Source organism: Buttiauxella noackiae, assembly GCF_000737905.1.
Taxonomy (GTDB): Bacteria; Pseudomonadota; Gammaproteobacteria; order Enterobacterales; family Enterobacteriaceae; genus Buttiauxella; species Buttiauxella noackiae.
Genome location: NZ_JPRU01000001.1, coordinates 669039 through 683469, shown reverse-complemented (window position 1 = coordinate 683469; position 14431 = coordinate 669039). Strand labels below are relative to the sequence as shown.

At 52.8% G+C, this 14431-nt stretch carries 12 protein-coding genes; 4 read left to right on the top strand and 8 right to left on the bottom strand.

Going from position 1 to position 14431, the window contains the following annotated elements:
• Nucleotides 1–3 precede the first annotated feature (3 nt).
• Together IX31_RS03010 and IX31_RS03005 are read left to right on the top strand one after the other, a co-directional pair.
• Nucleotides 4–1653, top strand: coding sequence for a glycoside hydrolase family 13 protein (locus IX31_RS03010; RefSeq protein WP_034455680.1), 1650 nt, complete (start codon nucleotides 4–6; stop codon nucleotides 1651–1653).
• 176 nt (nucleotides 1654–1829) lie between these two features.
• Nucleotides 1830–2630, top strand: a complete 801-nt coding sequence (locus IX31_RS03005) for a YdcF family protein (RefSeq protein WP_034455679.1) — start codon at nucleotides 1830–1832, stop codon at nucleotides 2628–2630.
• A gap of 4 nt (nucleotides 2631–2634) precedes the next feature.
• Here the strand turns inward: IX31_RS03005 and IX31_RS03000 are convergent, their stop codons facing one another.
• The 8 genes from IX31_RS03000 to IX31_RS02965 all read right to left on the bottom strand — a co-directional run bounded on the left by IX31_RS03000 (nucleotide 2635) and on the right by IX31_RS02965 (nucleotide 11597).
• The gene (locus IX31_RS03000; RefSeq protein ID WP_034455678.1) at nucleotides 2635–4053 is read right to left on the bottom strand and encodes an L-fucose/L-arabinose isomerase family protein; all 1419 of its coding nucleotides are present in this window, start codon (nucleotides 4051–4053) and stop codon (nucleotides 2635–2637) included.
• Nucleotides 4054–4073: 20 nt separating this feature from the next.
• The gene (locus IX31_RS02995) at nucleotides 4074–5564 is read right to left on the bottom strand and encodes an FGGY family carbohydrate kinase (RefSeq protein WP_034455677.1); all 1491 of its coding nucleotides are present in this window, start codon (nucleotides 5562–5564) and stop codon (nucleotides 4074–4076) included.
• Nucleotides 5565–5566: 2 nt separating this feature from the next.
• Nucleotides 5567–6511 carry a transketolase family protein gene (locus IX31_RS02990; RefSeq protein WP_034455676.1) on the bottom strand — a complete coding sequence of 315 codons (945 nt, stop codon included), beginning with the start codon at nucleotides 6509–6511 and terminating at the stop codon, nucleotides 5567–5569.
• Nucleotides 6504–7334 carry a transketolase gene (locus tag IX31_RS02985; protein WP_034455675.1) on the bottom strand — a complete coding sequence of 277 codons (831 nt, stop codon included), beginning with the start codon at nucleotides 7332–7334 and terminating at the stop codon, nucleotides 6504–6506. The genes IX31_RS02990 and IX31_RS02985 overlap by 8 nt, the downstream gene beginning before the upstream one ends.
• Before the next feature lie 86 nt (nucleotides 7335–7420).
• Nucleotides 7421–8521, bottom strand: coding sequence for an ABC transporter permease (locus IX31_RS02980; protein ID WP_034455674.1), 1101 nt, complete (start codon nucleotides 8519–8521; stop codon nucleotides 7421–7423).
• A gap of 1 nt (nucleotide 8522) precedes the next feature.
• Nucleotides 8523–10040 (bottom strand): sugar ABC transporter ATP-binding protein, encoded by a 1518-nt coding sequence (locus IX31_RS02975; protein WP_081908618.1) that lies wholly within the window; start codon nucleotides 10038–10040, stop codon nucleotides 8523–8525.
• A complete protein-coding gene (locus IX31_RS02970; protein ID WP_034455673.1) occupies nucleotides 10040–10642 on the bottom strand; it encodes a DUF2291 family protein in 603 nt (200 codons plus the stop codon). The genes IX31_RS02975 and IX31_RS02970 overlap by 1 nt, the downstream gene beginning before the upstream one ends.
• Nucleotides 10643–10655: 13 nt before the next feature.
• Entirely contained in the window at nucleotides 10656–11597 is a 942-nt protein-coding gene (locus IX31_RS02965) for a D-ribose ABC transporter substrate-binding protein (protein ID WP_034455672.1), read from the bottom strand.
• A 211-nt stretch (nucleotides 11598–11808) separates the two neighbouring features.
• Here IX31_RS02965 and IX31_RS02960 point away from each other — a divergent pair, with 211 nt between their 5' ends.
• Both IX31_RS02960 and aldA read left to right on the top strand, forming a co-directional pair.
• On the top strand, nucleotides 11809–12753 hold the full coding sequence (locus tag IX31_RS02960; RefSeq protein ID WP_034455671.1) for a sugar-binding transcriptional regulator: 945 nt from the start codon (nucleotides 11809–11811) through the stop codon (nucleotides 12751–12753).
• 214 nt (nucleotides 12754–12967) lie between these two features.
• A complete protein-coding gene (gene aldA / locus IX31_RS02955; RefSeq protein WP_034455670.1) occupies nucleotides 12968–14407 on the top strand; it encodes an aldehyde dehydrogenase in 1440 nt (479 codons plus the stop codon).
• The last annotated feature ends 24 nt before the right edge of the window (nucleotides 14408–14431 follow it).

Here is a 14431-nt window from a genome sequence, read left to right as displayed (position 1 = left end):
ACGATGGCGAACTGGTGGAAAGAGGCGGTGGCCTACCAGATTTATCCGCGCAGTTTTAAGGACAGCAACGGCGATGGTATTGGTGACCTGAACGGCATCACCGAAAAACTCGATTACCTCAAAGACCTCGGCATCGATCTGATTTGGATCTGCCCGATGTACAAATCGCCGAATGATGATAATGGTTACGATATCAGTGATTATCAGCAGATCATGGCAGAATTTGGCACGATGGCTGATTTTGACCGCCTTCTAAGCGAAGTTCACGCTCGCGGAATGCGGTTGATTATCGACTTAGTGGTAAACCACACATCCGATGAACACCCGTGGTTTTTGGAATCTCGATCCTCGCGTGATAACCCAAAACGCGACTGGTATACCTGGCGCGACGGTAAAAATGGTGCAGAGCCTAACAACTGGGAAGGGATCTTTAAAGGTTCGACCTGGGAGTTTGACCCGGTAACCGAACAATATTTTCTGCATCTGTTTACCCGCCGCCAGCCGGATCTTAACTGGGAAAACCACGATGTTCGCCGCGCTGTGTACGACATGATGCGCTGGTGGCTGGATAAAGGCATCGACGGATTCCGTATTGACGCCATCGCCCACCTGAAAAAAGAGCCGCTGCTGGCTGATGTGCCTAACCCTGACAAACTGCGTTATGCGCCGTCGATGAAAAGCCATCTGAACTATGACGGACTGCTCGATTATGTCGATGACATGAGTCGTAACGTCTTGCAGCACTACGACATTGTCACCGTTGGTGAGATGAACGGTCTGTTTGCCGACCACGCCGAAGAATGGGTAGGGGAACATCGTAACCGTCTGAGTATGGTGTTCCAGTTTGAGCATGTGCGGTTGTGGGAACCAGAAGCCGGTTTGCGCCCGGAACCTGCGGTGTTAAAGAAAATTTTCACCGCCTGGCAGGAAGCGCTGGAAGGCAAAGGCTGGAACGCGCTGTATGTGGAAAACCACGACCTGACGCGCATTACCTCGCGCTGGGGCGACACCGAACACCACTGGCGAGAAAGTGCGACCTGCATCGCCGCACTCTATTTCCTGATGCAGGGCACGCCGTTTATCTACCAGGGCCAGGAAATCGGCATGACCAATACCCGATTCAACAGCCTTGATGATTTTGATGACGTGTCTGCGAAAAACATGTGGCGTGAAATGGAAGCTCAGGGCAAAAGTGAAGAGGAAATTATCGCGTTTCTCACCAACACCGGGCGTGATAACTCCCGCACGCCGATGCAGTGGAACACCTGGCCCAACGCCGGTTTCAGCGAAGTGAAACCGTGGTATCACGTCAATGCCAACTTTGAAATGATAAACGTCGCCAGCCAGCAACAAGACCCGGATTCAGTGCTGAATTTCTACCGTGCATTAATCAAACTACGCAAACAAGAGCGCACGCTGATTTATGGGCGCTACGAGCTGGAACTGGCAGACAACCCGCAAATTTACGCTTACCGGCGCGTGCTCGACGGCGCGGAGTTCGTGGTGCTGTGCAATATGTCGTCGAAATCCGCCCGCTGGACGAGCGATGAGTTGCCGCTTGAATGGGCGCAATGCGTGCTGGGGAACTACCCGCAGGTGGATGAGCTCTATCGGCTGCATCCGTGGGAGGCGCGGGTTTACAAGCTTGCGTAAACCATTTTGTCGGATGACGCTGCGCTTGTCCGACCTTCGAAAAACGATTTTGTAGGGTGGATAAGCGCAGCGTCATCCACCTGTTGCGCAAGGCTAATCGAAGTCTAAGAGCAACCTTATGTAGTAACGGCATGGCCTGCGGTATGATGGGCGCTGGTTTTTAACAAGGAGGGGTTATGTTGACGACAACATTTCCAGCTTTGCAGCCGACGACCATTGATGCCATTAATACGCTTGGCGAGTGGCTTTCTCACAATGAGTTTGCCGCCCCGCCTGCGGTTTGCGATGGCGAACTGATTATCCTCGCGGGTAATGCCGTTATCCCCACCATTGATGCAGCCTGTGCGCTTGCCGCCAATACTGAATTGCCGCTGCTGATTACCGGTGGGATTGGCCATTCCACGACTTTTTTGTATGCGGCGATTGCGAAGCACCCGCGCTACAACACCATTCCCACCACAGGGCGTGCGGAAGCCGCCATTATTAAAGACATTGCGACCGAGTTCTGGAAAGTCCCGGCAGAAAAAGTGCTGACCGAAGAGAAGTCTACCAACTGTGGTGAGAACGCGCGCTTCACTTATGACTTAATGCAAACGCGGCAAATCGAGCCCGCACGCGCGATTATCATTCAGGACCCCACCATGCAGCGCCGAACCGTCGCGACCTTCGAACGCGTTTGGCAGGGGCAAGAACGCTGCCCGCAATGGCGTAGTTGGCCGGGTTTTGTTCCACATGTAGTCAGTAACGAAACCCATACCGCATTTAGCCTGAATGAAAAGGGCTTATGGCCGGTAGAGCGTTATATTTCACTGGCGTTGGGGGAGATCCCGCGTATCCGGGATGATGCGCAGGGTTACGGGCCGCGAGGCCGCGACTTTATTACTCATGTAGATATTCCTGCTGACGTTACACATGCCTGGGAAATTCTGGCGAATGATGCCGCGCTGGCGCAATTAATGCACGAGCGCGGCTTGTAAATGATTAACGATGCAGGTAACAGTTAACGCCTAAATACTTACTGAACGCCTCCTGCAATACTGCACCCGTCGCTGAGTGGTTCATGGCGACGTGGTGCTCAAAGCCATTGTTACAAATCCATGCCAGTAAATTCTCCAGATGCGGCACTTCAATCACCGCGCGGCAGCCGACGGTATCTAACGCATCGTCAACCGATTGCCCTTCACCAACATAGGCTTTCACCTCACCGGTAAAATCATCAGAAGAGAGGCGGAAGTAAGTCAGTGGGCCACTTTTCAGACGACCATGTACTGCGCCGCAGGTGTTCTCTTTGCCGACCGTGGTGCCGATAATATCGGCGGTGCCCATCGACGGCGATTCCAGGCTACTGCTGGCAAAGTTCCCGCAGTGGAACAACACGCATTTGTTGCGATCGTCGCCAAAGTTGTTGTTCCAGTCGGCAATTGAGGCCGGGTTAAGCGACGCGCTGGCGAGTGCGTACATCGATAATGCGCCCATCACGTCGACTTCACAGGCGCTTGGCATCAGCTGCCCGGACATCACGCTCATAATGGAGCAGACGTTAATACCGAGATTTTCCTGAAGCGAGGTCCAGCACTGGATTGCCGTGGTGTCGATGTCGTTTGCCACGACCCATTCGCTGATCACCACAAACAATTTCGCCATCTGGGTTAACTTATCGGCCGGGATCCCACTGGCGTCGGCGTTTTCAATCAAGATGCCACGTTTCTCATGCACCCGCAGATCGTCGTCGCTGATGTGTTTGATGCGGGTGAAAATTTCAGAAAGGTCGAGGGTTTCCACCGCCACACCCATTTTTTCGAGCAGCTTTTCGCTGTAACGCACGGTGTTAAAACTGGCCGGACGCGCACCAATTGCACCGATGCGCACGCCCTGCATTGATTTCACTACCCGGCAGATTTGCGCAAAGCGCTGTAAATCTTGTTCGAACACTTCACCGCTTAATGCGCAAACATGCTGCGTGGTGAGCGTGAAGGGGATGTTGTACTGACGCAGGTTGTTGCACAGAGAAATTTTCCCGCAGAAGCTATCGCGACGTGTCGCCAGGCCCATTTTGTCGAGATTGTCCTCTTCGGCCTGGATTAACACCGGCACTTTCAAACCGGAAAGGCGAATCGCTTCTGCCACCGCTTTTTCATCGCCAAAGTTAGGCAGTAGGACCACCACACCATGAATATCATCGCGATGCTGGCGGAAAAGTTCGGCGCAGACTTTGGCATCCTGACGAGTTTCGACACCGCCAAGATGCGTTTGTCCATCTTTTAACATCACGGTTTTGATACCCAGTTTGCCAAACAGTGTTTCGGCTTGTTCATGTGCCTGCGCCACTAAATAGCTTGGGAAGAACCCGCGGTTTCCGATGATAACGCCGAAAGTTAATTGTGTTGGGATACGAGACATGGCTTCACTCCAGTAAAAAGTTAATTTGGCACAAAGCGGCAACGGGCCACGGCTTCAAGCCATTGTTTATAGTTTTCTTGCATTTTTTGTTGTTGTTCTGCGTGTGGCTGCAAACGCTCGCCACAGTGGGCTAATGCGGCAAGCGGTGTTCCGTCTTGCCACCAGCCGAGAGTTTTTCCGGCTAACAGCGTTGCGCCGAGTGCGGAGATTTCAGCCGCGGGTTGAATGATTAACGGGCGTTGCAGCACATCTGCCTGTAACTGCATCAACCAGCGGTTTTGGGTGGCGGTGCCATCCACACACAGCGATTCAAGGCGCTCGCCAGTGGCCTGTTCCATGGCAAAAAAGACATCGGCAATTTGATAGACCAGCGACTCCAGCGCGGCTCGCGCCAGCACTGCAGGGGTAGCGGCATCCGTCAGGCCGCAAATCATGCCGCGGGCGTGGAGATCCCACCACGGCGCGCCCAGCCCTGAAAGCGCTGGCACGTAATAGACGCCCTGGTTGCTGTCGGTAGATTGGGCAAGATCGGTGAGTTTTGCCGGGTCATTGATACCCAACATTTTCCCCAGCCAGGCGGCACCCGAGCCGGTATGGGTAATGTTGCCTTCCAGTGCATAATTCAATTCACCGTCGTGCCAGGCAAGCGTGGTGCTCAGGCGATTGCTACGGTTAACCGGTTCCGGAAGCGAAAGCATTAATGATGAACCGGTACCATAAGTGGCTTTCACTACGTGGCCGCAGACGCTGCGCTGTGCGTAGAGCGCAGCGTGTGAATCACCGATTAGCGCCAGTACTGGCGTGCCGATGGGCAAGCCTGCAATTGAGTTGATTTGCACTTCGCCGTGGTGGCCAGCAGAAGGGCGCACTTCAGCAAGTGCTGCACGGGGAATGCCGAATAATTTGAGTAATTCGTCATCCCATTCGCTCCGGTAAATATTAAACAGCTGCGTGCGGGCGGCATTCGAGTAGTCGGTAGTGAACGAATGCCCGGCGGTCAGTTGCCAGTTCAGCCAGGAATCGATTGTCCCGATACACAGTTCGCCCGCTTCGGCACGTTTCATACCATCCGGAATGGCATCGAGCAGGGCGCGGATTTTCGCCGCCGGGAATAACGGATCGACGGGCAGTCCAGTCAGGCGAGTGATTAGTTCGCCATGGCCCTGTAGCAAAAGTTGCTCACAGATTTGTTCTGAACGGCGGTCCTGCCAGCTTACTACTGGCGTCAATGGTTGGCCGTCATGGCGCTGCCACACCAACACCGACTCACGCTGGTTGCTAATCGCTATCCCTGCGATGTTGACGGAGCCGAGTTGTTGCAGGCAGCCGCTCAGTGCTTCGCAAACGGCATGCCACAGCGCAACAGGGTCTTGTTCTGCAAGCCCTGGTGCCGGGTGCGTCATTGCCACGCCGACACTGCAACGGGCGCAAATTTCCCCGCTGCCATTCACCGCCAACACTTTGGCGTTGGTGGTGCCCTCATCAATAGCCAGAATTACCGGGCTGGACATGGCTATGCTCCTTTGCAAAGCGCCGTGGCGGAACGAGTGACTCCTGCGGCATCAATTCCATGATGGGCACGCATCTCCTTGCGATCCGCCGCAATAGCATAGCTACCGTCTGCAATTCCGAGCCGCAACAATGGTATGCCGCATCCCGCTTCCGCTAACACTTCCGCGACCAGGCTGCCGACACCGCCATTCACGTTGTGCTCTTCAACGGTTATTACGTGTCGAGAATTTTTAAGCATGGTGAGAAGGTGCGCGGTATCGCAAGGTCGAATAGACGGAACGTTGATCACCGCCGCATTAATACCCAAATCTGCGAGTTGTGCCGCAGCAGTGACGATTTCATGCACCGTTGAGCCCATGGCGACTAATGCCACATCGTCGCCTTCGCGCAGTTGCTCAACCGCCCCTGGTTTGAACTGATAATTAGCATCGTGCAGCTCCGGCAGCGCTTTACCATCAAGGCGAATATAGACCGGACCAACGTGTTCCAGCGCGTAGTCAATAATCTGGCGGCATTCAATCGGGCAAGACGGCGCATAGATTTCGATGTTGCCAAAACCGCGCAGCACGGCGATGTCGTCAATACTGTGGTGGGTGCTGGCGAGGGGGCCGTAACTGGCTCCGGCATTGAGGCCAAATAATTTTACGTTGCTGTTGTTGTAGCAAACGTCGACTTTGATCTGTTCGTTAGCGCGCGAGATTAAAAATGGTGCCGCATTGCAGGTCACAGCAATTTTGCCGCCCATCGATAAGCCGACCGCCGTGCCCACCAGTGTCTGTTCTGCAATCCCGACGTTCACCAGCCGGTCCGGAAACTGTTTCATAAACGGGGATATTTTTGCCGTCGAGGTTGAGTCGGCTACCACCGGAACCAGGTCTACGCCGCGCTCGACGGCGTCAATAAAGGCATTCACCATTACGGTTGCCAGGTGTTCGCTATTACTCATCTTTCAGTTCCTCCAGCGCCAGTTCGATTTCGTCACCTTTCGGTATCCGGTGGTGCCACTCCGCGCGCCCCTGAATAAAGGAGATGCCCGCGCCTTTGGTGGTGTTGGCAATCACGACGTGCGGTTTTCCATGCGGCTGCAACCCTTCAAGTGTTGCGACCACATCAGCCATGTCGTTGCCACGGCACTCGGTCACTTCCATGCCGAACGCGCGCCATTTCTCATCCAGTGGGTCAGTATTGAGAATGTCTTTGGTCGAGCCCGCGAGTTGCAGATTGTTTTTGTCGTTAATAATGATCAGGTTATCGAGCTGGTAATGCGCCGCGACGAGAGCTGCCTCCCAGTTGCTGCCTTCGGCCAGTTCACCATCGCCTGTCACGACAAAAACACGGCGCTGGCTGTTGTTGCGTTTAGCTGCAAGTGCGATACCAACGGCGACGGGCAGGCCGTGGCCGAGAGCGCCAGTGTTAAGCTCCACCCCTGGTGTTTTGTGCTTCACCGGGTGGCCGGGCAGATGAGAGTCGGCATGCTGATAGGTCGGCAGCCACTCCACGGGAATAAAACCGGCCTCTGCCAGCACACAGTAGTAGCCGCCAACGGCATGGCCTTTGGACTGAATGTAGATGTCACGTTCGTCGCTGTTAATCAGCTGTGGCGAACAATTCAGTATCCGGAAGTACAGGGCGGTTAAGATTTCCACCTGTGATAAGTCGGCCCCGGTATGGCCACCAGCCGGGCTGTTAGCATTGAGTAGGACGATGCGGCGACGGACGGCGCGTGCTCTTTTTTCCAGATCCGTAACTGACAGTGCGAACGGATTCATAGTGTTACCTCTTGCATTTAAAATCATATGTGAATAATTATTCTGAGTGGGTAAAAAAATACCCGCCGTTCAGGATCTGTGGTGCGTTATACCTTCCCGCTACTTTCCATGATGGTTTTCTGCGCCACGACAGCGGCTTTCTGCTGCATGCGGTTTTGCATCTGGTCGATGATGACCGCCACAATAATCACGATGCCTTTGATGACCATTTGCCAGAATTCACTCACACCCATCATCACCAGGCCGTCAGCCAGGAAACCAATGACGAATGCGCCGATAAGTGTGCCAAGGATGGTGCCGCGTCCGCCTGCAAGCGACGTTCCGCCGAGTACAACTGCAGCGATGGCGTTCATCTCAAATGCTGTGCCGTTTGCCGGGTGACTGGCAACCAGTTGTGCTGAGACCACAATTCCGGCGATGGCGGCGCAAAAACCTGACAGCGTGTAGACCCAAATTTTTACCTGGCGGACTTTAACGCCTGACAGTTCAGCTGCGCGTTCGTTATCACCAATCGCGTAAACATGGCGGCCAAAGGGCAGGCGGCGAGCCACATAAGCAATCGCGATGGCGAGCACAATCATCATCCAGATAGCCCACGGAATGCCGAACAGCGTCCCAGAGCCAATAAAGTCGAAACCGGTATTGCCAAGTTGTGGGTTGCCGGAGAGTCCGGGGAAGGTTTCCCCACCCGAGGTCAACATGGCTGCTCCGCGCAGCACATACATGGTGCCGAGCGTGCAGATAAATGGTGCGACGTTATAGCGGGTAATAATCCAACCGTTTGCTGCACCAATTAACCCACCAACAAGCAGTACCAAAGGCACAATTACCCACACACTTGGGAAAATCGCGATGCCAAACATCGGCAGCACAATGCCTTTGGTAATCAGCCAACCGGCAATCATGCCGCACAGCCCGAGTGTTGCACCAATCGATAAATCAATACCCGCCGTGATGATGACAAAGGTGATGCCGAGTGCCAGGAATGCATTGATAGCAATGTGTTTAATCATGATCACCATGCTGCCCATGGCAAGGAAATCCGGCACCATGATGGCGAAGAAGCCCACTATCAAAAACAGCGCAATAAAGGTGCGAAGTTTAAGCAGTAAGAGCAGCAGATTTTCCCGCGAGCTAAACGGCGAATCTGGTCTGGCGTTGAGCGCGACAGTATCATTCGTTTTCATATCAGAACCCTTGTGCACTAGCGGAAACCAATGCCGATTCTTCGGCGTGTTCGCGGAGAATATCGGCGGTGATTTTGCCACCTGACATCACCAGAATGCGGTCAGAAACCGCCATAATCTCTTTCAGATCGGAGGTAGAAAACACCACTGCAATTCCTTGTTCGGAAAGCTGAACCATCATGCGGAACACATCGGCTTTCGCGCCTACGTCGATACCGCGCGTCGGTTCATCGAGCAGCAAGAGTTTAGGGTTGGTTAGCAGCGAGCGGCCAATCACCACTTTTTGCTGGTTCCCACCGCTTAACGCCTGAATTTCTACGTCAGGAGAGGAGACCTTGATTGATAGATTGCCAATCGTGCTGGCAACTACCGCTGTTTCATCCACTTGGGAGATGGCAAAACCGCGTTGTAAGCGCCGCCATAAACTGGCAATCGTTAAGTTGCTCGCCACCGATGAACCAGGAAAAATCCCGGTGCGCTTGCGATCCTCAGGCACCAGACTCATGCCCATACGAATGCGTTCGGCTGTGGCAAGGCGCGGCGGCACCGGTTTACTGTCGAGCCATAATTTGCCCAAATAGTTGCGTTGTGTACCCAGCAGGCATTCAAACAACTCTGTGCGGCCAGCGCCCATCAACCCATAAATGCCAACGATTTCACCTGCGCGTACCTGAAAACTGACATCATTTACCACTGTATTTCCCGCAGAATTGACGCAGGTGATGTGTTCGGCTTCAAGAATCGCAGCACCAAATTCACGCCCCGGTTTCAGGAAGCTCGATACCGGTTCGCTGCCCAACATTTCACATACAATCCACGGCACGTCGATATCACACACCTGCGCTTCGGCCTGGAATTTGCCATCGCGCAAAATGGTTATCACATCGCCAATCGCCATTAACTCTTCGAGGCGGTGGGAGATATAAATAATGGTGACGCCCTGGCGGGTAAGTTCGCGAATCACCCGGAACAGGATCTCCACTTCGGTTTTACTCAGCGCTGAAGTGGGTTCATCAAGAATTAATATGTCCGCGTTCTCAGCTAAAGCTTTGGCGATTTCTATCAGTTGCTGTTGGCCAACTTTCAGATTTGCCACTATCTCCTTCGGGGAAATAGGCTGATCCAGGCGTTTGAGCAATTCCGCGCTGCGAGCCTGCTGCGTCGTTTCATCAATGGGCGATAGACCGTGTTGCAATTCACGCCCAAGAAAAATGTTCTCGGCGACTGTCAGGTTTTCAAACAGGTTCAGTTCCTGGTGAACCATACCGATGCCGTGCGCGGCGGCCTGGCGCGTGCTATTAAATTGTACGACTTCACCATTGAGGCGGATTTCGCCGCTACCTGGCTGCTGAACGCCAGCCAGAATTTTCATCAGCGTCGATTTACCGGCACCGTTTTCTCCGATGATCACATTCACTTTTCCGCGCCAGACGTTGTAATCAATGTTGTCCAGCGCCACGGTGCCGGGGAACAGCATTGAAATGCCACGGGTGCGCAGAATGATTGGATCTTGCGACATTATGGTTTCCCCCGTTCCAGTGAAATTGCCGCCGCATCACTTAATGCACCGTTACGCATCGTGACTGCCATCACCACGGTGACAGGTTGCTGTTGCCAGCTTTCATCGACTTTTGGCAGATGCTTTGCCGCTTCACGGTTATAAGCTTTTGAAAGCTGTGCGAACTGCACCTGGTTGGTGAAATCTTCGAATTTGTAACCTGTCGCATCGCGGATTGCGTTGCCGCGAATCATCGGCCCAACTTGCACCTGCAGCGGTTGGTCATTGACGGTCACGGTCAACGTGCGCTCGCGTTCGTTATCCAGGGAAACGCTGTCGACTTTGCCTTGTACTTTGACGAATACGCTTTCGTTGTTGGCATTGGCGGCGCGGGTTTTCAGAGCAGTACTATCCAGTGCATGGCTCTGCGCGGGAGTCAGTACTTTGCTGTTCCAGGTTTGTTGCGCTATCTGCGCGGGTGTCTGGTTTGCGAAACTCGCTTTCGCATTCGGATCGGGCGGAATAATCGGTTGCCCGTTTTCATCCAGATCCACCACCCGGCAGGCAGTGAGCAACAGGGTACTGCAACATAACCAGCCAATACCCCATTGTTTAAGCGACATATAGCCTCCCGGACTACTTAGCCAGCTTGAAGGTTTTCAGCTGATTAGCATTGCTATCGTCAATTAATACGCAGTCCATTAACTGTTTTTCCTGTAGCTGTGGTTTGCCGTTTTTCAGGAAATAATCCGCTTGTACCACCGCCATTTGCGCTTGCTCCCAACCAGGTTGCAGCACGGTGGCTTTGATATTGCTCCTGGCGATAATCGAGTCGCGTACGTAGTCGCTGCCGTCAAACCCGACCACGATGACATTGGTCTTGCCTGCGGCTTTTAACGCAGCTTCTGCACCAAGCGCCATGGTGTCGTTACCAGAAATCACACCGACGATGTCAGGCTGGGTTTGTAAGATGGATTCCATGCGGGTGAAGGCTTCGGTCTGGCTCCAGTTTGCGGTTTGCTGTGCCACCATTTTCATATCCGGGTAGTCGTCGAGAATGTCGTGATAGCCCTGCGAACGCACGTGGGCGTTGGTGTCTGACTGGCGGCCCAGCAATTCAACATACTTGCCTTTACCGTTAAGCAATTTGGCAAATTTCTCGGCACCCAACTGCGCGCCTTGATAGTTATTGGAAACAATCTGCGCCACGGCGACACCGGTTTTGTTGATTTCACGGTCAATAAGGAATGTAGGAACTCCAGCGGCTTTGGCTTTTTCTAATGGGCCGACGGTGGCATCTGCTCCTGCGTTATCCAGGATGATGGCTTTTGCTTTGCGGGCAATAGCGGTTTCAATCAGCTGGTTTTGTTTATTCACATCATCATCGTGCGACGCGACCAGCGTGGTGTAACCCAACTCTTTGGCCTTGGCCATCGCGCCATCGGCTTCGGCTTTGAAGAATGGGTTGTCATGAGATGGGGTAATGATGGCAATCAGCCCATTATCGGCGGCATACAGGTTGACAGAGGAAGCAAGAAGAGCGGCAACGAGTGAGGTCTTAAGTAAGGTAACTTTCATTTTTATCTCCACATTGAATATATATTCAAGCATGATTTATTATTCAATGTAACGATAGGCCTGTGATTAGAATCTGTCCATGCGGAATTGAGTAAAATGATAAAAAGGCGAAAGCGATCACAAATTGTACGATTAAGCATCAAAAGGAATGCTGTCTTGTTATTTATGCAAGCTTGAATAAAAATACAAAGCAGAGAATCAGGAGGTGCTAATGTCAAAGCAGGATGAACAACGTTTGTTGGTCAAGATTGCGACGCTCTACTTTGTCGAAGGGATGAAGCAGTCAGAAATCGCCGGGTTATTGCACCTGTCGCAATCATTTGTCTCACGCGCTATTACACGCTGCCAGAAAGAGGGCGTGGTAAAAATCAGTGTTATCCAGCCTGCCAATATTTTCCTGTCACTCGAGCAAGCGCTGGAGAAAAAATACGGTATTCGCCAGGCAATTGTGGTGGATGTCGATGAGTCTGCACCCGCCGCGCAAATCAAACATGCGATTGGCAGTGCGGCAGCACACTATGTTGAAACGCGTTTGCGGCCAAACGACCTGGTGGGGATCTCTTCCTGGAGTTCGACCATTCGCGCAATGGTCGACGAACTGCATCCGCAGAGCATTAAAGCGCGCGGCGTGATTCAACTGCTCGGTGGCGTGGGTCCAAACGGCAACGTGCAGGCGACAATTCTGACGCAAAACCTGGCGGCGCAACTCGACTGCCCAGCCTGGCTGCTGCCGTCGCAAAGTATTGAGCACTCCGTTGAAGAGCGCGCCAAACTGGTCGCCAGTGACGATGTGGCTGAAGTGGTGAAAAAGTTCGCCGAAGTTGACGTGGCGATTCTCGGTATTGGAGAGCTTGAACCGTCCCAACTACTGAAAAATTCGGGCAACTATTATGGCGAAGCGATGCTCAAAACCCTCGCCGAGCGTGGAGCTGTGGGGGATATCTGCCTGCATTATTTCAATGCCCAGGGCGAGCCAGTATTAAGCAAAGAAGAAGACCCGGTTATTGGCATGGAACTAAGTCAGGTCCGCGACTGCCCGCATGTGGTGGCGCTTGCAGGCGGAAGTGACAAGGCTAATGCGATTCGCGGTGCGCTTCATGGTGGCTACATTGATGTGCTGATCACCGACTACCCTACGGCCTGCCAACTGCTGTAATTCTCCCATAATGACCGTTTTCTGATGAAGATGTCTAAAACGGTCATTTTTCCCTTTCTCCGTGACAACTAAACGGCTTCTTTCCCATTGTTTTTATTGAGAGCCATCACAGTTCATGACCTTTTTGCCCGAATGGCTGTTTTTGATATCTAAAGTGTTTACATTGTTTTTACATAAACGAAACATAAAAACAGCAAGCGCAGAGGAGCCGATCATGACAGCACCTGTACAACACCCGATGTATATTGATGGTCAATTTGTTCAATGGCAGGGCGAACAGTGGATTGATGTGATCAATCCGGCTACTGAAGAGTTGATTTCGCGCATTCCTGACGGGGATGCAAAGCACGCCTGTGATGCGATTAATGCTGCGGCAAATGCGCAGGCCGGTTGGGAAGCCTTGCCCGCGATTGAGCGTGCTGGCTGGTTGCGCAAAATTTCTGCCGGGATTCGTGAACGAGCAAAAGCCATCAGCGCATTGATTGTTGCCGAAGGTGGGAAAACTCAGCAATTGGCTGAAGTGGAAGTGGCTTTCACTGCGGATTATCTCGATTACATGTCGGAGTGGGCGCGTCGTTATGAAGATGAAATTCTGCAAAGTGACCGACCTGGCGAAAACATTCTGGTGTTCAAACGTGCGCTTGGCGTCACCACCGGGATTTTACCGTGGAATTTCCCGTTCTTCCTGATTGCCCGCAAACTCGCGCCAGCGCTGATTACCGGTAATACCATTGTTATCAAACCCAGCGAATTTACGCCAAACAATGCCATCGCTTTTGCACAAATTGTCCATGATATCGGGCTACCAAAAGGCGTGTTCAACCTGGTGCTGGGTCGTGGCGAGACTGTTGGGCAGGAGTTGGCGAGCAACCCGAAAGTGGCGATGGTCAGCATGACCGGAAGCGTGGGCGCGGGCGAGAAAATCATGGCAGCGGCGTCTAAAAACATCACCAAAGTTTGCCTCGAACTGGGCGGTAAAGCGCCTGCCATTGTGATGGACGATGCTGACCTTGATATCGCGGTGAAAGCGATCGTTGATTCACGCATGATCAACACCGGGCAGGTGTGCAACTGCGCGGAGCGCGTGTATGTGCAAAAAGGTATTTACGACGAATTTATCACCCGTCTGAGCGAAGCGTTTAAGCAGGTGAGTTTTGGTAATACCGGCGAACGCAATGATGTGTCAATGGGGCCACTAATTAATGCGGCAGCGCTTGAACGCGTCGAACAGAAAGTGGCGCGTGCTGTGAGTGACGGTGCGCGTGTTGTGCTGGGTGGCAAAGCGCCTGAAGGAAAAGGGTACTTCTACCCGCCAACGCTGCTGGTGGATGTGCGCCAGGATATGGCGATTATGCATGATGAAACCTTTGGCCCGGTGCTGCCAGTCACCACGTTTGACACGCTTGAGCAAGCGCTTGAGATGGCCAACGACAGCGATTACGGCCTGACATCTTCAGTTTACACACGTGATTTAAATGTCGCGATGAAGGCAATTAAGGGCCTAAAGTTTGGCGAAACCTACATCAACCGTGAAAACTTTGAAGCGATGCAGGGCTTCCATGCCGGCTGGCGTAAATCGGGTATTGGCGGTGCCGATGGTCGCCATGGTTTGAATGAATATCTGCAAACCCAGGTGGTCTATTTGCAAGTGTAATGATTTACTTTCTCATTTATAAAT

Coding starts and splice junctions, on each gene's coding strand:
- IX31_RS02980 (WP_034455674.1), bottom strand. CDS start 8,521: ATGAAAACGAATGATACTGTCGCGCTCAACGCCAGACCAGATTCGCCG.
- IX31_RS02965 (WP_034455672.1), bottom strand. CDS start 11,597: ATGAAAGTTACCTTACTTAAGACCTCACTCGTTGCCGCTCTTCTTGCT.
- IX31_RS02985 (WP_034455675.1), bottom strand. CDS start 7,334: ATGAATCCGTTCGCACTGTCAGTTACGGATCTGGAAAAAAGAGCACGC.
- IX31_RS02995 (WP_034455677.1), bottom strand. CDS start 5,564: ATGTCCAGCCCGGTAATTCTGGCTATTGATGAGGGCACCACCAACGCC.
- IX31_RS02975 (WP_081908618.1), bottom strand. CDS start 10,040: ATGTCGCAAGATCCAATCATTCTGCGCACCCGTGGCATTTCAATGCTG.
- IX31_RS02960 (WP_034455671.1), top strand. CDS start 11,809: ATGTCAAAGCAGGATGAACAACGTTTGTTGGTCAAGATTGCGACGCTC.
- aldA (WP_034455670.1), top strand. CDS start 12,968: ATGACAGCACCTGTACAACACCCGATGTATATTGATGGTCAATTTGTT.
- IX31_RS03000 (WP_034455678.1), bottom strand. CDS start 4,053: ATGTCTCGTATCCCAACACAATTAACTTTCGGCGTTATCATCGGAAAC.
- IX31_RS03005 (WP_034455679.1), top strand. CDS start 1,830: ATGTTGACGACAACATTTCCAGCTTTGCAGCCGACGACCATTGATGCC.
- IX31_RS03010 (WP_034455680.1), top strand. CDS start 4: ATGGCGAACTGGTGGAAAGAGGCGGTGGCCTACCAGATTTATCCGCGC.
- IX31_RS02990 (WP_034455676.1), bottom strand. CDS start 6,511: ATGAGTAATAGCGAACACCTGGCAACCGTAATGGTGAATGCCTTTATT.
- IX31_RS02970 (WP_034455673.1), bottom strand. CDS start 10,642: ATGTCGCTTAAACAATGGGGTATTGGCTGGTTATGTTGCAGTACCCTG.